Below are 23,969 nucleotides of genomic sequence, written 5' to 3'. Positions count from 1 at the left end.
TACTATGAACAAGAAAATAGCTGTCATTTTAGGAGATGGTATCGGACCAGAAGTTACACAACAATCTATTAAAGTATTGGACGCTGTAGCAAAACAATACGGTCACGAATTTCATTACACAGAGTGTTTAATGGGCGCAGACGCCATTGACAAAACAGGCAATCCGCTTCCGGACGAAACCATTGAAGTTTGTCTTAACAGCGATGCTATTTTATTCGGAGCAATAGGTCACCCCAAATACGATAACGATCCTAACGCAAAAGTTCGTCCTGAGCAAGGCTTACTGAAACTTAGAAAATCGTTACAACTGTTCGCAAACATCAGGCCCGTAATTACGTACCCTTCTCTGCAACACTTATCACCATTGAAGGCTAAGCAACTGGAAGAAGTTGATTTCATCATTTTCCGCGAGCTTACTGGTGGTATCTATTTTGGCAAGAAAGAAACAAACGAAGAAAAAACGTATGCTTTTGATGAGTGCTCTTACAGCCGCGAGGAAATTGAAAGAGTGTCCCATCTTGCATTTCAGTATGCACAGAAGAGAAGAAAAAAATTAACGTTGGTCGACAAGGCCAATGTTCTTGAAACTTCAAGACTTTGGAGAAAAGTTGTACAAGAACTTGCTCCGCAATATAGCGATGTAACAGTTGATTTCCTTTTTGTAGACAACGCTGCTATGCAAATCATCGTGAATCCGAAACAATTTGATGTGGTACTTACGGAGAACATGTTTGGCGACATCATCAGCGATGAGGCAAGCGTGATCAGTGGTTCACTTGGTTTATTGCCTTCTGCATCTGTAGGAAATGGTTCTGCATTGTTCGAACCTATCCATGGTTCTTACCCACAAGCAGCTGGTAAAGACATCGCGAATCCTTTGGGTTCTATCCTGTCTGCAGCTATGTTGCTTGACCACTTTGGTTTGAACAAAGAGGCTCAGGTTGTTCGCGAAGGTGTAGAATGGACGATCAACAACAAATTCGTTACAAAAGATATCGATCCGGTTAATTTCTATTTCACATCTACCATCGGTGATTTGATTGCTGATTTTGTGAGCAATAAAATTCCGGGCGATATCAACCAGGCAAATATTGAGTTGAGAAAATCAACGATAATATAGAGTTGTAAGTTTTAAGTAGTAAGTTTTAAGTTCTTCTCTTGAGCGAATTTTCTTTTAATCAAGCTCACTGAAATTCCAACAAAAAACTTAAAACCTATTACTCATAACTTAAAACTCAAAAAAGTTCTTTGTTTTCTAAACGGGCGGTTGTATATTCGCTTTTATAACACACTTCATGTTACAAAGCAGAATACATAATGTCATTAGCCAAGTCGCAATTATTATTGTGGTGGTTGTCATTATTATTCCTGCAATTAACGGAGGTGGTATCCAAGTATAAAGTAAGTAATGCGATATATAAGACCCGCCTCCAAAAAGGCGGGTTTTTTGCTTTTAGGGATTTCACGCAAAGACGCAAAGAAGAAAAGCCAAGGTGCAAAGAAAACCAGACCAGTTTTTTAAAATCTTGATTTCCAATTTCTGTCAAAAAGCCTTTGCGTCCTTTGTTATTTTCCTTCGCGCCTTTGCGTGAAACTGGGCGTGAAACAAAAACTGTTATTAATAAACGTCATATAAAATATAAATCAACGGCTCAACCATGGAACTGAATAAATACTCGAAAACATTAACTCAAGACGAAACGCAACCTGCGGCGCAGGCTCAGCTGTATGCAATTGGTTTTAAAGAAGAAGATTTTCAGAAGGCACAGGTCGGTATCGCAAGTATGGGTTTTGATGGCAACCCTTGTAATATGCACTTGAATGATTTATCAAGAGTCATTAAGAAAGGTGTGTGGGACAATGGTTTGGTGGGTCTTGTTTTCAATACCATTGGCGTAAGCGATGGTATGAGTAATGGTACAGATGGTATGCGTTATTCATTGGTGAGCCGCGATGTAATTGCCGACTCTATCGAAGCAGTTTGCGGTGCACAATATTATGATGGATTGATCACCGTTCCTGGTTGCGACAAAAACATGCCAGGCTCTTTGATAGCAATGGGTCGTTTGAATCGCCCCTCAATTATGGTGTACGGCGGAACAATTGCTCCGGGGCATTATAAAGGACATGATTTAAACATTGTATCTGCATTCGAAGCATTGGGACAAAAGATCGCAGGTACTTTAGATGAAGCAGATTTCAAAGGTATCATACAACATGCCTGCCCGGGCGCCGGCGCTTGCGGAGGCATGTACACAGCAAACACAATGGCAGCAGCTATTGAAGCATTGGGTATGAGTCTTCCTTATTCTTCTTCCAACCCTGCATTGAGCGAAGAAAAAAGAAAAGAGTGCGAAGATGCAGGTAAAGCGATTCGTTTACTGCTTGAAAAAGATATCAAGCCAAAAGACATCATGACGCGTAAAGCATTTGAAAATGCAATCGTAACGATCATGGTAACAGGCGGTAGTACTAACGCGGTTCTTCACTTGTTGGCAATGGCAAGAGCGGTTGATGTAGAGTTGTCTCAGGACGACTTCCAAACAATCAGCGACCGCATTCCTGTATTGGCTGACTTTAAACCAAGCGGAAAATATTTAATGCAGGATCTGCATGAGCATGGTGGTATCCCTGCTGTAATGAAATACTTACTGAGCAAAGGTTTGCTGCACGGTGATTGTTTAACTGTAACCGGCAAAACAGTAGCAGAAAATCTGGCAGACGTTCCAGCGCTTGATTTCGACAAACAAAAAATCATTTTGCCTCTGGAGACTCCAATAAAAGCTACAGGGCACTTACAAATATTATACGGCAACCTCGCAGAAGGCGGAAGTGTTGCTAAGATCTCCGGTAAAGAAGGTGAGCGCTTTGAAGGACCGGCAAGAGTTTTCGACGGAGAACATCACTTAATTCAAGGTATACAAAGCGGCCGCGTTCACGCTGGTGACGTGGTTGTAATTAGAAATATTGGTCCTAAAGGTGCACCGGGCATGCCGGAAATGTTGAAACCTACCTCTGCCATTATTGGAGCGGGTTTGGGTAAATCTGTGGCTCTTATCACAGACGGAAGGTTTAGCGGTGGCACACACGGTTTCGTCGTCGGTCACATCACTCCTGAAGCTTTTTCAGGTGGATTGCTGGCATTCGTTGAAGATAATGACACCATCGAATTGGATGCTGTAAAAAATACCATCACATTGAAAGTTTCAGATGAAGTGATTGCGAAAAGAAAAGCCAACTGGAAGCAACCGGCACTGAACGCAACAAAAGGTCTTTTGTACAAATATGCAGTATCAGTGAAGTCCGCGGCAGAAGGTTGTGTAACGGACGAAGCTTAATTAATTGAAAATTGAAAGTTGAAAGTTGAAAATGAGTTGTACTAACAACTATCAACTAACAACCAACAACTAAAATAAAAATCATGACAAACGCGACTACATTAGAAGCAAAAACGCCCAAGGCAATTCCACATTCCTCTGGCAAGCAGGTGGATGAGGTAACAGGTTCGCAAGCGGTGTTGGAAGCTTTTATTGCTGAAGGCGTGGACACTATATTTGGTTACCCAGGTGGTGCCATAATGCCTATCTATGATGCACTTTACGATTATCACGATCGTTTAAAACATATACTTGTTCGCCATGAGCAAGGCGGTATTCACGCCGCTCAGGGTTATGCGAGAACATCCGGACGTACAGGTGTTGTATTTGCCACCAGCGGTCCGGGTGCTACAAATCTTGTAACGGGTTTGGCAGATGCAATGATCGACAGCACTCCTCTTGTTTGTATCACAGGACAGGTGTTTGCTCACCTACTGGGTACAGATGCGTTCCAGGAAACAGATGTGGTGAACATCACAACGCCTGTTACCAAGTGGAACTACCAGGTAACTGACGCTACAGAAATCCCTTCTGTGTTGGCGAAAGCGTTCTACATCGCGGGAAGTGGCAGACCGGGCCCGGTTTTGATCGACATTACTAAAAATGCACAGCTTCAGAAATTTGCATACGAAGGTTATACACCTTGTAAACATATCCGCAGCTATCGCCCGAAACCAATTGTTCGTAAAGAATTTGTAGAGGAAGCGGCAAAGCTGATCAATGCTGCTGAGAAGCCTTTCATCCTGTTTGGCCAGGGAGTTATTCTTGGAAAAGCGGAAAAGGAATTCAAAGCCTTCATTGAAAAAACTGGTATTCCTGCTGCATGGACAGTGCTCGGTTTGAGTGCATTGCCTACAGATCACCCGTTGAATGTTGGTATGCTGGGTATGCACGGCAACTACGGCCCTAACGTGTTGACAAACGAATGCGATGTATTGATCGCTATCGGTATGCGCTTCGATGACCGCGTTACCGGACGTTTGGACAAGTATGCAAAGCAAGCCAAAGTAATTCACCTTGATATCGATCCGTCTGAAATAGATAAGAACGTAAAATCGACTGTTCCTGTTTGGGGCGATTGTAAAGAAACATTGCCAATGCTTACTCAACTCGTTGAGAAAAAAGAGCATAAAGCATGGCTGGCAAGGTTCAACGAATACACCAGGCAGGAAGTAGAGGCTGTTATTCATGATGAGCTGAACCCAACATCAGACATCCTGACTATGGGCGAGGTTATCAAAACAGTAAACGAATTGACAAATGGTGACGCTGTAATAGTAACGGACGTGGGCCAGCACCAAATGGTGGCTTGCCGTTACGCAAAATTCAATCAATCAAAAAGCAATGTAACCTCTGGTGGTTTGGGTACAATGGGCTTTGCGCTGCCGGCAGCGATCGGTGCGAAGTTCGGAGCACCTGACAGAACAGTTGTTGCAGTGATTGGTGATGGTGGTTTCCAAATGACATTGCAGGAACTCGGCACTATTATGCAAAGCGAGGTGAACGTTAAGATTCTTATTCTTAACAATCGTTTCCTTGGTATGGTGCGCCAGTGGCAGCAATTGTTCCATGATAAACGCTATTCTTTTGTGGACATCCAAAGCCCGGACTTTGTAATGTTGGCCAAATCTTATGGCATTGCAGGAAAATCAATCGATCAGAGAACTGATTTGAAAGCTGCCGTTACAGAAATGATCAACCACAACGGTTCCTTCCTGCTGGAAGTAATGGTAGGAAAAGAAAACAACGTTTTCCCAATGGTACCACAAGGTTGCAGCGTAAGCGAGATCCGTTTGAAATAAAAACAAATCGCACACTGATGACACAGATTTAGACCGATTTACACGGATTTTTAAAGATCGAATGCAATCAGTCAAAAGAAAAAGATCAGTGAAAATCAGTCTAAATCAGCGTCGTCAGTGTTCCAATAAAAAACAGATATGTCAAAACAAGAATTCACAATAACGGTATACACAGAGAACCAGATCGGTTTATTAAATCGTATTGCGATCATGTTCTCCAGACGTAAAATAAATATCGAAAGCCTGAACACCTCTCCTTCTGAAGTGGATAGTGTTCACCGCTTTACCATCGTGATCAACGAATTTGAGGAAGTAGTAAGAAAACTGGTTCGTCAGATTGAGAAACAGGTGGAAGTATTAAAAGCATACTACAACACAGAAGAAGAGATCGTATGGCAGGAAATGGCTTTGTACAAAGTACCTACTGATGTTATTGCAGAAAAAGTGAAAGTGGAAAGATTGTTACACCAGTATGGTGCAAAAGCAGTGGTGATCCGCAAGGATTACACTGTGTTCGAAACAACCGGCCATCGTGAAGAACTCGAAGGGCTTATCAAAGCGTTGGAACCATATGGCCTAATTGAATTTGTTCGCAGTGCAAGAATTGCGATCATCAAAGCAAGCAAAGGTTTCCACGAAAAATTAAAAGAATTCGAAGAACACGAACCCGGCGAAGAAGTGATTGAGAATGAGTTTTTGGATAAGCAGGATGAAGTGTTTACGATGTAAGACAGTAAAAAGTAAAAAATCAAAAGTCAAAAATGTTGCATCGCATAACGCATATTAGACTTTCAACCTTTTTGACTTTTACCTTTTGAATTTTTAATTATCATGCAATACGCTTTAAAATACATCAGAAGAATCAACGAAATTTTCATCGAGCTAATGAGCGATCTAACCATCGAGCAACTCAATGAAATACCGGAAGGCTATAACAACAATATCATCTGGAATTTCGGCCATATTGTGAATACAACACCTGCATTGTGCTATTTGCGCACCGGTGTTGACACTACATTTGAGGTTCCACTTTTGGCGAAATACAACAGAGGAACAAAACCAGGTGATTTTGTAACAAAAGAAGAATTTGAAGAATTAAAAGGACTCGCATTTTCATATTTGGAGAAAATTGAAAAGGATTACGCGAACGGCGTGTTTAACAAGATTACACCATTTGCAACACTCACATTCAAGTATGAAATGGAAACAATGGATGAGTTGCTCACTTGTATCACAGCGCATGTGAGTTTGCACTTAGGCGTGGCTAATGCGATGAAAAAACTGGCCAAGCAAAAAGCACTAACAACTAATAACTAACAACGAACAACTTTGTTCAAATCATAAATCTCACATAAAACACAAATAAACAATCATGGCTAAATTAAATTTTGGCGGCGTTGAAGAAAACGTAGTAACAAGGGAAGAGTTCCCACTTGCCAAAGCACAGGAAGTTTTGAAAAATGAAACAGTAGCAGTTATCGGCTACGGCGTACAAGGTCCTGGTCAGGCACTTAACCAAAAAGACAATGGTATCAACGTAATCGTTGGTCAGCGTAAGAACTCTAAAACCTGGGATAAAGCGATCGCTGATGGCTTTGTACCTGGTGAAACTTTGTTCGAAATCGAAGAAGCTTTGCAACGCGGTACCATCATTTGTTACCTTCTTAGCGATGCTGCTCAAATTGCATTGTGGCCAACAGTTCAAAAACATTTAACTCCGGGTAAAGCATTATACTTCTCTCACGGTTTCGGTATCACTTTCAATGAGCAAACTGGCATCGTTCCTCCAAAAGATGTGGACGTATTCTTAGTAGCTCCAAAAGGTTCTGGCACTTCACTTCGCAGAATGTTCCTGCAAGGTCGTGGTTTGAACAGTAGCTACGCAATCTTCCAGGACGCAACTGGTAAAGCAAAAGAAAGAGTAATCGCTCTTGGTATCGCTGTAGGTAGTGGTTACTTGTTTGAAACAGATTTCAGAAAAGAAGTGTATAGCGACCTTACAGGTGAGCGTGGTACTTTGATGGGTGCTATCCAGGGTATCTTCGCTGCGCAATATCAAGTGTTGCGTGACAAAGGACACACTCCTTCTGAAGCATTCAACGAAACTGTTGAAGAATTAACTCAATCATTAATGCCATTGGTTGCAGAAAACGGTATGGACTGGATGTATGCAAACTGCTCTACTACAGCTCAACGTGGCGCATTGGATTGGTGGAAAAAATTCCGCGATGCAACTGCTCCTGTATTCAAAGATTTGTACGAAAGCGTTGCTACAGGTAAAGAATCTCAGCGTTCTATCGACAGCAACAGCCAGACTGATTACCGCGAAAAACTGGATGCAGAATTGAAAGAACTTCGTGAAAGCGAAATGTGGCAGGCAGGAAAAACTGTTCGCAGTCTGCGCCCTGAAAATCAGAAGTAATACATTGGCACACGGATGACACAGATTAGACTGATGACCACGGATTTTATGTACTAAGCTCAGTGAAAATCAGTCCAATCAGTGTCATCTGCGTGCTAAAAAAACAAAAAATGAACACAGATACACACACCAAGCCAACGCTCAATTTCCACGATGCTGCGTTCAGGTTAAAAAAAGTGGTCACCAAAACACCACTGATGTTGAATGCTAACCTGTCGCGCCGATACAATGCGAATGTTTACCTCAAAAGAGAAGATCTTCAAATTGTACGTTCCTACAAAATTCGTGGTGCATACAACATGATGAGCCAGCTTCCGCAGGATCAACTGGAAAAAGGCTTTACTACAGCGAGTGCGGGCAATCATGCACAGGGCTTTGCTTTTAGTTGTAAAAAACTAAACATCAAAGGTGTCGTGTTCATGCCTATTGTTACGCCCAAACAAAAAGTGAATCAAACGAAAATGTTTGGCGAAGACAATATTGAGATCAAACTTATAGGCGACACATTCGATGATTGTGCCGCTGCTGCAAAAAAATACACAGAAGAAAACGGAATGACTTTCATCCCACCTTTTGATGATTATCGCATCATCGAGGGCCAGGGAACAGTTGGCGTAGAAGTTTTGGAAGATCTTTCTAATGTTGATTATGTATTCGTGCCCATCGGAGGCGGCGGATGCGCATCTGGCATTGGCTCCTACTTCAAAACTTTTTCACCTCAAACAAAAATTATTGGCCTCGAGCCGGAGGGTGCACCTTCTATGCTTGAAGCGTTAAAAGCCGGTCACCCCGTTACGCTTAGCGACATTGATCGCTTTGTAGACGGTGCTGCGGTAAAACGCGTAGGTGATCTCACGTTCCAAATTTGTAAAGAAGTATTGGATGATATGCATTTGGTTCCTGAAGGAAAAATATGCACAACAATCCTTAAATTGTATAACGAAGATGCAATCGTTGCAGAGCCAGCAGGCGCTTTGTCAATTGCGGCACTTGATGATTATGCAGAACAAATAAAAGGCAAGAACGTTGTATGTATTGTAAGCGGCAGCAACAACGATATTGACCGCATGCCGGAGATTAAAGAACGTTCTTTACAATATGAAGGCCTGAAACATTATTTCCTTATCCGTTTCGTACAAAAACCCGGTGCATTGCGCGAGTTCCTGAATAAAGTATTGGGACCGACAGATGACATCACCCGCTTTGAGTACATGCAAAAAACAAACAAGGAAAGTGGCCCCGCTCTTGTAGGTATTGAGTTACAAAAGAAAGAAGACTACAACGCTCTGCTTGAACGCATGAAGGAGTATAGGATCGACTTCACAGAATTGAACAAACACGATACACTATTTGGTTATTTGGTGTAACGTTCAACATATTCGACGCGTGGTACATATAAGCTTTTCAGAAATGGAAGGCTTTTTTTATTTCTCGCGGTGGCCGCAACGGAGCAACTCCCCGAGACACGCATTCAATGCGTCTCTACAAAGCGCACAATTCCTAACTTCTAATTCCTATTTGTTTACAGCTCCGAATACTCCGCCGGTTTCAAAAAAATAATCTCTGCCTTCGAAACATTGTTCTTATACTCATCCGTTGCAAACAACTTTTTCACCGCAGGGTCAGCGCTGAAAGCTTTCCAATGTTCGTCGCGACTCTTTCTGTTTTCATATGTGGTTAGGTACATAAGGTTCGGCATATGGCTGCCAGCAATCACTTCTGCATAAAACACACTATTAAAACCAAGCCTTGAAAAAATATCAATCTCGCCACCCTGGTTAAACATCTTCACTTTATTTCGGTATAGTTTCTCCGTTGGGCTCTCATAACTTCTTAGTTCGTACAGTCTTTCGCTTTTAGGAGATTGTAAGCCGGAAGCTATTAGCCTCGGCGCCAATTCGAATGCATATAGCAAAATACTTTCAGTGCGGATGTAAGGCGCTTTGTTATAAGCTGCGTCTAAATAGGCGCTTCCATTTTGCAGGTAATCTTTATCTGCATTCATTTTTTTATCCATTGAAGCAAATTCCTCCAACGACTTAAATGGCGTCAAAATATACATAACCTTTTCTGCAGCTGTATCGTTTGCTATCGCTTTAAAAATGCCTACTGTTTTTACTCCAGCTTTATGTACGGCAGGAATATATGCTTGACTAAAGTAAGCGTCCAATATCTTTTCCTGAATAGAATCTTTATAACGATATACTTTCAATTCATAGTATTCCCTTTTTGTTTTTTGTGAGAAAGAAAAGTTGCTGATGATCGTTAGTGCAAGAAGATATACCAAGTGTCGCATCGTGTAAATTTTGTTTAAGATAAAAGAGAATTTCACATATAGGAAAAATACTTCTTTCATATCAAGTACTTGCCCCCAAACAACATATTGCTCAATCCCTTATTTTCGCGGTCGGAATCCCGGGGCGCCTGCGGGCACTTTATGAAAAACTATTTTTAAACAATCAATTTGTAACTATGAAAAAGACAATTTTATTCGTTCTTTTTATTGCTGCGACACAATGCATCTTCGCTCAAAAAGTTGACCTTGGTTTTAAGATCCACCCATTAGTTGGTTGGTTCAACGGAACAGAAGGAAATGCAACATCCGGCGGTCCGCGTATCGGTTACTCCTATGGCATTATGGGCGATTTTTATATCACCGACAACTACGCTTTTGCAACCGAACTCGCCATTACAAATATCTGCGGCAAGTTGAACTATTTAGGCAGCAAAGAGACCCAGTTAAAAATGCGTCTTTCTTATGTGGACCTTCCTATTTCATTAAAACTGAAAACAAATAAATCTTCGTCTAACCCATTCAGATATTACGGACAGTTTGGTTTTATGCCAAGCTTTAAAATAGGTGGCAAAATAAAAAATGATGCGGGTGATCAAACAAGCATTTCAAGTGATCTACAGCCTGTAAAAGCAAGCTTGCTGATCGGCGGCGGTACAGAATATACGTTGCAGGATAATACTCGTTTATTGCTAGGCATTACTTACAACAGCGGTCTTAGCAACGTGTTTAAGAAATCAGAAGGCTTTTCTTCAAAAATTTCTTATATCGCATTGAACGTGGGTGTATTCTTTTAAATTCCTTGAAATACATTTTTAAAAACCCTGCATTGCAGGGATTTTTATTTGTCGGCCCTGAACATCTTAAGCGTTAAATCTGCAGGTATTTGTGTTTCCTTTGTGCACTTTGCCTTTGTATAAGGCGTACCTTCATTGAAACAATATGTTCACCCATATCTCCCTATTATGTCAACTATAATTACTGGTACCGGCAGCTACATTCCATCTATAACCAAGTACAATAAAGAATTTGCTATAAACAGTTTTTATACTGAAAACCACGAGGCGCTTAAGCAGGATAATCTTGAGATAATTGAAAAGTTCGAAAAAATAACGGGCATTGAAGAGCGGCGTTATGCGCCTGTAAATATAACGGCATCAAGCATGGCAGCCAGCGCGGCTGTACTTGCCATTCAGGATGCAGGCATCGATCCGGAGACAATCGATCAGATCATTGTTGCACATAATTTTGGAGATGTAATAAAGCATACTATCCAAACAGATGCTGTACCATCACTTGCTTCGCGGGTAAAGCATACACTTGGCATAAAAAATCCAGCCTGTATTCCTTACGATATTTTATTTGGATGCCCCGGTTGGGTGCAGGCGCTGATACAAGCACATGCATTCATGCAAGCGGGCGTGGCAAAAAAATGCCTGGTCATAGGAACAGAAACACTGAGTCGCGTAATAGATTCACATGATAGAGACAGCATGATATTTAGTGATGGCGCCGGAGCATGTATACTCGAGTCGAAGGATGATGGAGGAAAACAACAAGGCATCATTGGCGTTAGCGCAAGGTCCTACGCTATCGATGAACTTAATTACATATACCTTGGCAAATCATATTTTCCGGAATCAGACAGCCGCATTCGATATATAAAAATGCAGGGGCGAAAAGTATACGAGTTCGCATTAAAATTTGTACCGGATGCTATTAAGGTTTGTCTTGAAACCAGCAACGTTGACATAACAGACGTAAAGAAGATCTTTATTCACCAGGCAAATGAAAAAATGGATGAAGCGATCATTACAGCATTGTATAAACTTTATGGCATTAACAATGCTCCGCTGGATGTAATGCCAATGAACATTAAGGAACTTGGCAACAGCTCAGTAGCCACCATACCTACATTGTTTGACATGGTACTCAAATCCAATGTTGCCGGACATTCTGTAGCATCAGGAGATATTATTGTATTTGCGTCCGTAGGTGCCGGAATGAATATTAACGCCATTTGCTACAAAATGCCATAGTTAATAATCCCAAATTTGTTATTCGAAATACACACACGACTGACAAAGATTTGATAACTCAAACATTCGTCAACCTATTCAATGGCGTAGATAAACATGATTGAGAAATTAAGCTGAAGTGCCGTTCAATTTGCACTCGATAAATAATTTTTATGCAAAAGATATTCGCCATTCTGGTTTGTAGCATCCTGATCATTTCCTGCAAGGGACAAACAAAACAACTTGCTGTCGGAGATACCATCCCAATGTTTTCATTGAAAAATCAGAATGATAGTTTGTTTAATGTTGCCGACTACATTGGCAACAAAAAACTGGTCATTTATTTTTATCCCAAAGATGAAAGTCCTGCATGCACCAAAGAAGCCTGTTCATTTCGCGACAGCTATACAGATTTCACAGACGCCGGGGCGATTGTAGTGGGCATCAATTCGGCTAGTGTGAAAAGTCACCACGATTTCATTACGAATCATCAATTGCCTTTTACACTCCTGAGCGATCCGGATAACAAGGTTTTAAAGATGTTTGGGGTAAAGGGGAAATTCTTTATCACGGGAAGGAAAACATTTGTCGTTGATCTCACGGGGAAAATCGTCTACACCTTCGATTCCTTCAGTAACGGCAGTGCACATGCGGAGAAGACTTTGGAGTTTTTGAAAGGTTCCTAAGGCTCTTTTAACCACAAAGAGCGCAAAGGTTACGCAAAGGAAACGGAGAGTTATTTAGGTATTACTTTGCGCATCCATGACCAGCGACATAAATGCATAGGAAAAGAACTTTTTTTCTTTCGGTAGGTTCTTCTTATTTCTTCGACAACCTTTACTCACTTTGCGCAACCTTTGGGCCCTTTGCGGTTAAATAAGATATCGCAGATATCATCATCGCATCTCCCTCACCCTTATCACATTATCTCCAATTTACATATCTCGTAAATCTCCCACTCGGATTTTACTGAAAGCCACCAGCCAACGTATTCGCTTTTTACGCGTTTTTTCACTAAATTGAAATAAGATCAAAATCAGCCCGAAAAAGTCATTTCTGAAAATTATCCAAATAATTCACAAAAAAATAAATTTAAAATAATGATATGCTCGATAAAATATTGCATATCTAACAATTTAGTGAAATAAGTGAATTATATTTGTAGTCTGCCAATGAAATAATGCTTGTCCTAATGCACAAGTAACCAAGCTAACTGATTGCAACAAAACTGTTGTGGTAATAATTCTCTTAACAAAAACTATTGCGCTGCTATGGCAAGTAACGTTGGATTGTATTCTCCCGAATTTGAGCGTGATGCGTGCGGGATCGGGTTCGTCGCCAATATAAAAGGCAACAAGAACCATCAGGTCGTGTCTGACGCGTTAACCATCCTGGAAAACATGGAACACCGCGGAGCCTGCGGTTGCGAAAGCAACACCGGCGATGGAGCGGGTATCCTCATCCAGATTCCTCACGAATTCTTCTTTGAAGAGTGTATTAAACTTGGTGTGCACCTTCCTGCTTATGGCAGATATGGTGTTGGCGCCATCTATTTTCCAAAGGAAATTAAACTGCGTGAAGAATGCCGTGATATTTTCATTCGCAGTGCTGAAAAGCTCGGCCTTGAAATTATTACATGGAGAAAAGTTCCAGTTAATCCTGATGACATCGGACCTACAGCATTGTCTGTAGAACCTGAAATGGAACATGTGTTCATCGCGTGCCCGGATCACATCAGCAATCCGGAAGATTTCGAACGTAAGTTATTTGTGCTGCGCAATTATGCACAACACACCATCAATAGTACGGTTAAAAAAGATGCTATCGGTTTCTACGTAGCGTCTCTTTCTTATAAAACATTGGTGTACAAAGGTCAGCTTACCAGCGGCCAGGTGCGCCATTACTTTCCTGATCTTAGCAACAAAAGCGTAGTAAGTGCCTTCGGCCTTGTACACTCCCGTTTTGCTACCAACACCTTCCCATCATGGAAACTGGCTCAGCCTTTCCGTTATGTGGCACACAATGGTGAGATCAATACACTTCAAGGTAACCTCAACTGGCTTAAAACAAGCGAAAAAGGTTTCACTTCTCCTTACTTCTCTAAGGAAGAAATGGAAATGTTGCTGCCACTTGTTACAGATGGTCAGTCTGACTCTGCATGCCTCGATAACATGATCGAATTGCTTACTCTTTGCGGCCGCTCACTGCCTCACGTAATGATGATGCTGGTGCCGGAAGCATGGGATGGCAACGAGGAAATGGATCCAATTAAAAAAGCATTCTACGAATATCATTCTGCAATGATGGAGCCTTGGGATGGCCCGGCGTCTCTTTCATTTACAGATGGAAAAATCATCGGTGCTACACTTGACAGAAATGGTCTTCGTCCTTCACGTTATTGCGTTACTACAGATGACCGCGTAATCATGGCTTCTGAAACAGGTGCTTTGCCTGTTGATCAGCGCCTGGTAAAAGAAAAAGGTCGCCTGCAGCCGGGTAAGATGTTCGTGGTAGATATGGAGCAAGGCCGCATCATCAGCGATGACGAGCTGAAAGCTAATATCTGCGGACAAAAACCTTACGGCGAATGGTTGAACAAATACAAGATCCGTTTGGAAGAATTGCCTGAGCCTCGCGTTATGTTCACTCACCTTGAAAGCGAGCAGGTTTTCAAATATCAAAAAGCATTTGGTTACTCAACAGAAGATCTCGAAACAATCATCGCCCCAATGGCGCTTGAAGGTAAAGAACCAATCGGTTCTATGGGAACTGACGCGCCTCTGGCCGTGTTGAGCGATCAGCCACAACATATCACCAGCTATTTTAAACAACTTTTCGCGCAGGTAACCAATCCGCCAATCGATCCTATTCGTGAGCGTTTGGTTATGTCACTTGCAACATTTGTTGGTAATAACGGAAACCTTCTTGTAGAAGATCCGCTTGCTTGTCATAGTGTAGCTCTCAAACAGCCTGTACTTAATAACCATGAACTGGAGCAGATCAGAAGTATTGATACAGGCATTTACCAGGCTAAAACTTTGCAATGTTATTTCCGTGCCGATGGCAAACCGGGTTCATTGCAAAAGGGCCTTGACCGTCTTTGTCGTTATGCAGTAGATGCTGCGGAAGATGGTTTCGAAGTATTGATCCTTTCCGACAGAGCGATTGATTCAGATCACGCTGCTATACCTTCATTGCTTGCAACAGCAGCAGTGCACCACCACCTGATCCGCAAAGGATACCGTGGACGTGTAGGTTTGGTAGTAGAAGCAGGAGACGTGTGGGAAGTCCATCACTTCGCATGTTTAATAGGTTTCGGTGCCACAGCCATTAACCCTTATCTTGCTATTTCCTCTATCAGGGACATGAAGTTGAGCGGTAAACTGCAAACTGATCTGGAACCTGATTACCTGAAAAAGAATTACGTGAAAGCCGTTAACGACGGGCTTTTGAAAGTATTCTCTAAAATGGGTATCTCTACTTTGCAGTCTTATCAAGGTGCTCAGATCTTCGAGATCATTGGTATCAACAAAGCAGTAGTGGACAAATATTTCACCGGCGCTACATCCCGCATTGAAGGTATGGGCCTTGATGAAATCGCACGTGAAACTTTGACCAAACACAAATACGCTTTCAGCAAAAAAGAAACTCCGGTTGACAGATTATCTGTAGGTGGTGTTTACCAATGGAAACGTAAAGGCGAGTTCCACTTGTTCAACCCGACCACTATTCACTTACTGCAACACTCTACTCGCATGAACGATTACAATACGTTCAAGAAGTACTCGAAAACAGTGAATGAACAAGGCGAGAAAGCGGCTACATTAAGAAGTCTATTCCAATTCAAACATCTCCGTCCTTCTATTTCTATTGATGAAGTAGAACCCGCAGAAAAAATATACAAACGCTTCGCAACAGGTGCCATGAGCTTCGGTTCTATTTCCTGGGAAGCACACACAACCCTTGCTGTTGCAATGAACCGCTTAGGTGGCCGTAGCAATACAGGTGAAGGTGGTGAAGATGAAAGACGCTATGAGAAAATGGCCAACGGCGATTCTATGCGTTCGTCCATCAAGCAGGTTGCTTCTGCACGTTTTGGTGTAACGAGCTTATACCTTACCGAAGCAGACGAACTGCAAATTAAAATGGCGCAAGGTGCAAAACCAGGTGAAGGCGGACAGCTGCCGGGCCACAAGGTTGACGATTGGATCGGTAAAACTCGTCACTCTACACCGGGTGTAGGTTTGATCTCTCCTCCTCCGCACCACGACATTTATTCAATTGAAGATCTGGCGCAATTAATATTCGATCTTAAAAATGCCAACCGTGCCGCACGTATCAGCGTGAAGCTGGTATCTAAAGCAGGTGTTGGTACCATCGCTGCCGGTGTTGCGAAAGCAAAAGCAGACGTAGTTTTGATCGCGGGTTACGATGGTGGTACAGGTGCATCTCCGTTGAGCTCTATCAAACACGCAGGTTTGCCTTGGGAACTTGGCCTTGCAGAAGCGCAACAGACTTTGTTGAAAAACAGGTTGCGTAGCCGTGTGGTATTGCAGGCTGACGGACAAATGAAAACAGGCCGAGACATTGCCGTGGCTGCATTGTTGGGTGCTGAAGAATGGGGTGTTGCAACTGCTGCTCTAGTAGTAGAAGGTTGTATCATGATGCGTAAATGTCACCTGAACACTTGTCCGGTAGGCGTTGCGACACAAGATCCCGAGCTGAGAAAAAGATTTACAGGCGATGCTGATCACGTGGTGAACTTCTTCAAATTCCTTACACAGGAATTGAGAGAGATCATGGCTGATCTTGGGTTCAGAACTGTAGAAGAAATGATCGGTCAGGTTGAACACCTTGAAGTAAGGGACAACATCAACCACTGGAAATACAGCAAGCTGAACCTCGCTCCAATCTTGTACAAAGAGCCAACTGCAGAGTTCACAGGTATGTACAACATGGAAGAACAGGATCACCTGATGCAAAACATCCTTGACTGGAAATTGCTGGAAGCAGCTAAACCTGCATTGGAGAAAAAAGAAAAAGTAAAAGCTTCTTTCGATATCATCAATACAGACAGAACTACAGGTACTGTACTTTCTAACGAAATAACTAAAATATACAGAGCGGCTGGTTTGCCGGAAGATACCGTTCACATCAAACTTACCGGAACTGCCGGACAAAGCTTTGGTGCATTCAATACAAACGGTGTTACACTGGAACTGGAAGGTGACGCGAATGACTACTTTGGTAAAGGTCTTAGCGGAGCCAAGCTGATAGTTTATCCTTCAAAACAGGCAAGCTTTGTTCCTGAAGAAAATATTTTGATTGGTAACGTTGCTTTCTATGGCGCTACATCCGGAAAGTCTTACATCCGCGGTAAAGCAGGTGAAAGATTTGCGGTTCGTAACTCAGGCGCACAGGCTGTTGTAGAAGGCGTAGGCGATCACGGTTGCGAATACATGACCGGAGGTACTATAGTAATTCTTGGTAGCACAGGAAGAAACTTCGCTGCGGGCATGAGTGGTGGTATCGCTTACGTGTACGATGTGAAAGGAACATTCCCTGGCAACTGCAACATGGAAATGATCGACCTTGATCCGGTTGGCCATGACGATGTTGAAGGCTTAAGGAAAATGATCCAGGAACATTACGACTACACAGGCAGCACCGTTGCAAAATTTGTACTGGACGATTTCGAAAACCAGCTACAACATTTTGTAAAAGTATTCCCGAAAGATTACAAGAAAGCCTTGAAGGAATCAAAAGGTGTAAAGCAGAAAGCGTAACGAAGAAATTAGCCACAGAAACACAGAGGTACTGAGAATACAAAGTTCTCTACCAAAGTTTTCCCAGTACCTCTGTCCTTCAATGGCAAACAAAAAGAGATCGAAGATCTCCCTGTCAAACAACTATCAACTAACAATCAACAACTATAAAAAGATGGGCAAACCAACAGGCTTTTTAGAGTTCACAAGAGAGTTGCCGAGCAAACGCCCGGTAGCAGAGCGTAAAAAAGATTACAACGAATTTGTAAACAGATATTCCGACACACAGCTCAATCAACAGAGCGCAAGATGTATGAATTGTGGCGTTCCTTTCTGTCACAGCGGTTGTCCTTTAGGAAACGTTATTCCTGAGTTCAATGACGCTATCTACAGAAAAGAATGGAAAGAGGCGTACGAAATTTTAACCTCAACAAATAACTTCCCTGAATTTACAGGTCGTATTTGTCCAGCTCCGTGCGAACATGCATGCGTGTTAGGCATCAACCAACCAGCAGTTGCGATTGAAGAAATTGAAAGACACATCATCGAGATCGCTTTCGATAAAGGCTTTGTGCAACCACGCACACCAAACGTTCGCACTGGTAAAAAAGTAGCGGTAGTTGGTTCTGGTCCTGCGGGTCTTGCTGCAGCAGCACAGTTGAACTATGCGGGTCACTCTGTAACTGTGTTTGAAAGAGATGATGCAGCCGGCGGCTTGTTACGCTATGGCATCCCTGATTTCAAATTGGAAAAATGGGTGATCGACAGAAGAATTAAAGTAATGGAAGATGAAGGAGTTTCTTTTAAATACAATGCCAATGTAGGCGTGAATATAAAAGTAGACGACATCTTAAGAGAATACCATGCAATTGTATTAACAGGTGGTTCTACTGTTCCAAGAGACTTGAAAATCCCCGGACGTGAATTGAACGGTGTTCATTACGCAATGGATTTCTTGAAACAACAAAACAAACGCAATGCTGCAAAAGATCCTTTAGCTAATGCAGCAATCGAAAGCAATATATTGTCTGAGCATGTGTTTGCAACAGATAAGAATGTCGTAGTGATCGGTGGTGGTGATACAGGTAGTGACTGTGTAGGAACTTCAAACCGTCATGGTGCGAAATCCATCACACAGTTTGAACTGATGCCAAAACCATCTTCTTCACGTACACCGTTTATGCCTTGGCCAACTTATCCTATGATCCTGAAAACATCTACTTCTCACGAAGAAGGAGCAGACAGAGACTGGGCAATTGGCACCAAAGAATTTATTGGTGATGGCAACGGCAACCTGAAAGGCTTGAAAACAGTAAAACTTGAGTGGAAGTTTACAGAAGACGGTCGTCCTGCGCAGTTTGTAGAAGTACCGGGCAGCGAAAAAGAAATTCCTTGCGAATTGGCTTTATTAGCAATGGGCTTTGTACATCCGCAACACGTAGGTATGCTAAAAGAACTGGGCATTAATCTTGACGAAAGAGGAAATGTGCAGGCTTCAGAAAAAGCTTACCAGACAAATATTCAAAAAGTGTTCACAGCCGGCGATATGCGCCGCGGTCAGTCCCTGGTAGTGTGGGCCATCAGCGAAGGAAGAGAATGCGCCCGCAAAGTAGATGAGTTCCTTATGGGCTTCTCTCTGCTTGAAAGCAAGGACATGAATCTCGAACTGGCTCTCTAATTATTGCTTGATTTTTTCTCAACTTATCTGCCATATGTATGCCCTCTCGGGAAGTTTCCCGGGAGGCTTTTTTTTGGGCGGAACAATAAAAAAGTTTGTCTGAATAGACTATTTCCTGCTTAAAAAAATCCCTAACTAGCAGCCTGTTATCAAACAATCAGGGCCATTTGAAAAAATGGTTCTCAAATTACTCTCTGATTGTTGATTGACTTTTCCCATTCACTCGTTACTATTAAACGCTACCTATTAAAAGCCAAAGAATAGCCCTTAAATGAAACATTTCCTTTATTTACTCTATATCCCCCTTTTATTGTTCAGTTGTAAAAATCATGAACAAAAATTGTCCGCTTTATCAACAAGCGAACTATTTGAAAAATTTCGAAAAAGCGTAGTGCTCATAAAAAATAAAAGTTATTACAAAATAACATTTGAAGATAAAAGCGTCGCCTTTTTTAACACCATATCCGGCAGTAATATAAGCGGCTTTACATTCAACGAGGAAGATGCCAAAGAAAATGCGTCCTCCTGTTATGGCACAGGTTTTTTTATTGGTAAAAACGGATTGATTGCTACTAATTTCCACGTTGCCTGTGGTGGTTTGCGTCAGTTGTTGTCCGAGATAAATTTTAAAGCCGCTGTTATCCAGGAAATGAGAGACCAACACGAAGGAATCAAGTCTGACATTAAGTATTATGCGCAAAGACTAAAACGGAATCACCCGGATGACTCTTTATATTTTTCTAACTTTTTACCTGCAAACATCGATGAAAATTCTTCTACCGGTAACGAAGAAGACGAAGGAGGAGATGAGGAAGAAGAAGATATAGAGAATACCTCGGTTGCACATTTTCATAATGTCATTGACTCAAAAATAGAATTGAAGAGGAAAATAGAAACTGTTGTCAGTAAAAGATTCAAAATAGAAATAATTCCAGTTGAGTTGGGCATTACCCTGGACGGCTCCACTGACGACACCAATGAATACTTTTGCCATTTGTACTCTCTTACAGATAACAAAAATGTTGATCTGGCAATTATCCAAACCGATTCAAAAAGCGAACCCGGTAATATCGGGAAAGGTATAGACGTGTTTAGCACAAATACAGGTGTAGGTAACATCGTAGACAAAAAAGATACCATTAAAGTTACCACGCCCTTGTTTCTGGTTGGTTATAATTGTGGTCCTGAAATCGCTCAGACATCCAAAGGAATTAAAGTACAACTAACCAAAGGAGAAGTTTCGCAAGATAATGATGACTACAGAGTCTTATATAGCATACCCTCGTTAGCAGGCAGCAGTGGCAGTCCGGTATTTAATGGCAACGGGCAACTTGTAGCCATTAATTATTGCGGTTATGCTGACGAAAACAATTTTAACTATGGAGTGCTGGCGTGTCACTTACAAAAACTCTTAAATAAAAAACCTAAACTCACACTACCAGACTAAAGAGTAACAGTCTAGATTATCAAATAAATGAGCGAAAGTCTTTAACCTTACTGCCTCTCGGGAAATTTCCCGGGAGGCTTTTTTGGGAAATAACTGACAACTGATTGTTTGGGGGCTAGCCTACTTAGTTATTCGTTACTAACTTCTTCTCAGCTACTTCTAAGTGTTAACCTGTAAACCTCACACATATCCCTTTCATAAGTTGGATTTTACTCAACGCAGTTATATATTAGCGTAGTTTATAGTAACAACCACTAAACTTTAAAATTCAAACTATGAAAACAAAAGGTCTTTTGTTTGGCTTAATTGCCATTGTAGCATCTTTCACAATGGGTTCCTGCAAAAAAGATAATGGCACCCCTGCAAACTCGTTTACCTATGCCTCTCAAAGTTATCAAACACCTTACGCAGCGGGAAGTGGAGAAGCTAGCGCCGGTGCAGAGTACACCGACCTCACTTTCCTTTCTGTCGATCCAAGCAAGATCCTTACTTCCGGTAAAATTTCGATGGGCTTTATTGAGTTTGCCAGTTATCCTTTAACGGCCGGCACATACACATTCAAAGCTTTTGGTTCAGATGGATTCGACAAAAAGAAAAACTTTTCTTCTGCCGATTTTGGAATAAATATGGACATTAAAAACGGAACGCCGGATGACACAAGCGGTACTCAATTGATCGAGGACGACCTCACAGGTGGCACTATTACCGTGGCTAAAAGCGGTGATGTTTATACTATTACCTATAACCTTACTTATAAGTCTGGTACAATTTCAGGCCAGTATAACGGCAAGATTTCAGGTCTGTAAGAGTTTTTTGGGTAGCGATGATTCTTTGGGGTTGAATGATTAATGATGCAATTTGCCTTATCAGATCGCAACGCATCACCCAAAACTCATTTCCCGAAACTGACATTTTTCGTGATTTTATAGTTGTTAAAAGCCGCAATACCTGTTGCGGCTTTATTTTTTCTTATTTTACCCAAACACCTTTATTCCATTGAGTACCAACAAAATGTGATGAAAAACTGCTTTTTCTAAAAAAACTTAGTCGGTTTGCTAAAGGATAATTTGAAAGCGGCGTTTATTTTTGTCTAAATTAACATGCCAGTGCATAACCCCTTTAAAATGAAAACAAGTCTTTTCGCAACCTTTTTATTGCCGTTTATTTTTTTACTGACATTAAGCTCGTGTCAAAAAAAACAAATAGACCGCAGTAATTATCTTTCTCATAATGCAGACGTGTACTCTGTTCCTTATGGCACTTTTACCAATAAGAACAACTCAGGGACACATATGACGCTTTCCTCTGTGGATTTCCGCTTCAACCTTGTTTATATTGGACCCTATTACAAAGTGGACATTCTTCTCAACGATAATAAAGTCATAGACGGAAGGTACACAACAGGCAAGTTTACTTTTAAAGATCATAAGGATCCATCTTTTGATTCCACAAAAAACTTCGACGTAGCAACGGTTATACTCGACCGCACTTACCGATACGACACAACCTATTCAAACGGTATTGCATTCAACACGCTTACCAATGGAACGGTGTCGATGAACAAACATCTCGACATGTACGACGTTACATACGAACTTCACTACGGCACTGAATTGATCACAGGAAATTTTACCGGCAAGCTGTTTAATAATAATTAAGAGTTGGAATTGAAAGTTGAAAATGGAATGCCCTTCTGAATGACTTTAGTCGGGGGTTCCATTTTCAACTTTCAATTTTTAATTCTCCCCCGGGCTGTTGTGCGAGGACGAATGCGATTCGCCCCTACCTTTGCTTCAAATTTTAGATCATGAAAAAACTCTTTATTGCTTGTTGCCTATTGAGTGCATTGCATTTTGATGCGTCCGCACAGAGCCTTAAGGTTCCGGCTCCTTCTCCAACGCAAACCGTAAAACAGGATTTCGCATTGTCTTCTATCGAAATCACTTACTCAAGACCGGTTGTAAATGGCAGAAAAATTTTTGGTGATCTTGTGCCTTACGGCAAACTATGGCGCACAGGTGCAAACGGCGCTACAAAAATCGCATTTGGCGAAGATGTTTCCATTGGCGGACAAAAAGTAAAAGCAGGCGAATATGCTTTGTACACAATTCCAAACGCCGACGAATGGGAGATCATTCTTAATACCGGTGTAAAAAATGGCGGCGTGGTTGGTTATAAAGAATCTGAAGATGTTGCAAGATTCAAAGTAAAATCCCACAAACTAAAAACTTCTGTTGAATCCATGACCATAGAGGTGGCAGATGTAAAGTCAAATACTGCTAATATTAATATTATGTGGGACAAAACATCCGTAAGCATTCCCGTTAGTGCTGATATTGATGGAAAGATCATGGCGCAGATCGAAGCAAACATGAAGTCTGATAAGCCGGCTTATTTCCAGGCAGGAATGTACTATGTTCAAACCAACAGAGATTTAAACCAGGCAATCACGTGGTTCGACAAAGCAATACAGCAAAATCCAAAAGGTTTCTTTATATATTATCAAAAAGCAAAAGCATTAGCTGCACTTGGTAAAAAGGAAGAAGCAAAAGCTACAGCGCAGAAATCAATAGAACTATCGAAAGAAGCAGGCAATGAAGATTATGTGGCGTTGAATCAAAAGTTACTGGCAACATTAAAATAGCGTTTGGCGTTGAACACCAAACGTTTATAACTTAACGCGTTTAGGAGCAACTATCATTGCACGTAGAATCTCAATGTTATTAAGAAAGCAGTCTTCAAAAGAGGCTGCTTTTTTAATACCAACCTAAACACACAACACACATACTATGTAATAATAGCCCAAGAATTGCATCCGGCGGCAACTATAAGACTTTTGTCGCCAGATCCATACAGTGGTCATGAATAAATCAATAAATTATACATTATACATTATCGTCATTATTTTATTTTCACCTATTTTTTTCAAATAAACTTCATTTTAAAAACATATTAATAAAACGACATTCTTCCATTTTACAGTCAAAACCGGTCTTTCCGATTATATTATATTGCAAAACCAGCAAAAATTATAACGCTTAAACATTTTTTTTCGAATCATTTTTTGTTGAATTTTTTAACCTAATACTGTTTTCAAGTTAATTTCAGTTCAATAAATAGCCGCTTTAGTATTCAGAAAATCAAAATAAATCACATTTTAAAAAATT

17 protein-coding genes are annotated in these 23,969 nt (G+C 41.4%); 16 read left to right on the top strand and 1 reads right to left on the bottom strand.

Annotated elements, in window-relative coordinates:
• Positions 1 to 4: 4 nt before the first annotated feature.
• The 7 genes from leuB (at position 5) to ilvA (ending at position 8,968) form a co-directional block, all read left to right on the top strand.
• Complete coding sequence (gene leuB, locus QJ048_RS22955; protein WP_282336805.1) at positions 5 to 1,120, top strand: 3-isopropylmalate dehydrogenase; 1,116 nt, start codon at positions 5 to 7, stop codon at positions 1,118 to 1,120.
• 538 nt (positions 1,121 to 1,658) lie between these two features.
• Positions 1,659 to 3,338 carry a dihydroxy-acid dehydratase gene (gene ilvD, locus QJ048_RS22950; RefSeq protein WP_282336804.1) on the top strand — a complete coding sequence of 560 codons (1,680 nt, stop codon included), beginning with the start codon at positions 1,659 to 1,661 and terminating at the stop codon, positions 3,336 to 3,338.
• Between the two features lie 83 nt (positions 3,339 to 3,421).
• Positions 3,422 to 5,179, top strand: coding sequence for a biosynthetic-type acetolactate synthase large subunit (gene ilvB, locus QJ048_RS22945; protein WP_282336803.1), 1,758 nt, complete (start codon positions 3,422 to 3,424; stop codon positions 5,177 to 5,179).
• A gap of 138 nt (positions 5,180 to 5,317) precedes the next feature.
• Positions 5,318 to 5,908 carry an acetolactate synthase small subunit gene (gene ilvN / locus QJ048_RS22940; RefSeq protein WP_282336802.1) on the top strand — a complete coding sequence of 197 codons (591 nt, stop codon included), beginning with the start codon at positions 5,318 to 5,320 and terminating at the stop codon, positions 5,906 to 5,908.
• Positions 5,909 to 6,010: 102 nt separating this feature from the next.
• A complete protein-coding gene (locus QJ048_RS22935) occupies positions 6,011 to 6,496 on the top strand; it encodes a DinB family protein (protein ID WP_282336801.1) in 486 nt (161 codons plus the stop codon).
• A 55-nt stretch (positions 6,497 to 6,551) separates the two neighbouring features.
• Entirely contained in the window at positions 6,552 to 7,601 is a 1,050-nt protein-coding gene (gene ilvC, locus QJ048_RS22930; RefSeq protein WP_282336800.1) for a ketol-acid reductoisomerase, read from the top strand.
• Between the two features lie 110 nt (positions 7,602 to 7,711).
• Positions 7,712 to 8,968 carry a threonine ammonia-lyase gene (ilvA, locus tag QJ048_RS22925; protein ID WP_282336799.1) on the top strand — a complete coding sequence of 419 codons (1,257 nt, stop codon included), beginning with the start codon at positions 7,712 to 7,714 and terminating at the stop codon, positions 8,966 to 8,968.
• A 155-nt stretch (positions 8,969 to 9,123) separates the two neighbouring features.
• Here the strand turns inward: ilvA and QJ048_RS22920 are convergent, their stop codons facing one another.
• On the bottom strand, positions 9,124 to 9,897 hold the full coding sequence (locus QJ048_RS22920) for an NIPSNAP family protein (protein WP_282336798.1): 774 nt from the start codon (positions 9,895 to 9,897) through the stop codon (positions 9,124 to 9,126).
• 176 nt (positions 9,898 to 10,073) lie between these two features.
• Here QJ048_RS22920 and QJ048_RS22915 point away from each other — a divergent pair, with 176 nt between their 5' ends.
• The 9 genes from QJ048_RS22915 to QJ048_RS22875 all read left to right on the top strand — a co-directional run bounded on the left by QJ048_RS22915 (position 10,074) and on the right by QJ048_RS22875 (position 23,446).
• The gene (locus tag QJ048_RS22915; RefSeq protein ID WP_282336797.1) at positions 10,074 to 10,691 is read left to right on the top strand and encodes a porin family protein; all 618 of its coding nucleotides are present in this window, start codon (positions 10,074 to 10,076) and stop codon (positions 10,689 to 10,691) included.
• Between the two features lie 168 nt (positions 10,692 to 10,859).
• Positions 10,860 to 11,933 (top strand): 3-oxoacyl-ACP synthase III family protein, encoded by a 1,074-nt coding sequence (locus QJ048_RS22910; RefSeq protein WP_282336795.1) that lies wholly within the window; start codon positions 10,860 to 10,862, stop codon positions 11,931 to 11,933.
• A 152-nt stretch (positions 11,934 to 12,085) separates the two neighbouring features.
• Positions 12,086 to 12,598, top strand: coding sequence for a peroxiredoxin (locus QJ048_RS22905; protein WP_282336793.1), 513 nt, complete (start codon positions 12,086 to 12,088; stop codon positions 12,596 to 12,598).
• Between the two features lie 585 nt (positions 12,599 to 13,183).
• A complete protein-coding gene (gltB, locus tag QJ048_RS22900) occupies positions 13,184 to 17,698 on the top strand; it encodes a glutamate synthase large subunit (protein WP_282336792.1) in 4,515 nt (1,504 codons plus the stop codon).
• A 154-nt stretch (positions 17,699 to 17,852) separates the two neighbouring features.
• Positions 17,853 to 19,355, top strand: coding sequence for a glutamate synthase subunit beta (locus QJ048_RS22895; protein WP_345774548.1), 1,503 nt, complete (start codon positions 17,853 to 17,855; stop codon positions 19,353 to 19,355).
• A gap of 391 nt (positions 19,356 to 19,746) precedes the next feature.
• Positions 19,747 to 20,802 carry a S1 family peptidase gene (locus QJ048_RS22890; protein WP_282336790.1) on the top strand — a complete coding sequence of 352 codons (1,056 nt, stop codon included), beginning with the start codon at positions 19,747 to 19,749 and terminating at the stop codon, positions 20,800 to 20,802.
• A 275-nt stretch (positions 20,803 to 21,077) separates the two neighbouring features.
• Entirely contained in the window at positions 21,078 to 21,608 is a 531-nt protein-coding gene (locus QJ048_RS22885) for a hypothetical protein (protein WP_282336789.1), read from the top strand.
• Between the two features lie 318 nt (positions 21,609 to 21,926).
• A complete protein-coding gene (locus tag QJ048_RS22880; RefSeq protein ID WP_282336788.1) occupies positions 21,927 to 22,460 on the top strand; it encodes a hypothetical protein in 534 nt (177 codons plus the stop codon).
• 149 nt (positions 22,461 to 22,609) lie between these two features.
• Positions 22,610 to 23,446 (top strand): DUF2911 domain-containing protein, encoded by an 837-nt coding sequence (locus QJ048_RS22875; RefSeq protein WP_282336787.1) that lies wholly within the window; start codon positions 22,610 to 22,612, stop codon positions 23,444 to 23,446.
• Positions 23,447 to 23,969 lie beyond the last annotated feature (523 nt).

It is taken from the genome of Pinibacter soli (assembly GCF_029961145.1).
Taxonomy (GTDB): Bacteria; Bacteroidota; Bacteroidia; order Chitinophagales; family Chitinophagaceae; genus Pinibacter; species Pinibacter soli.
This window is presented reverse-complemented; position numbering and strand designations above follow the sequence as displayed.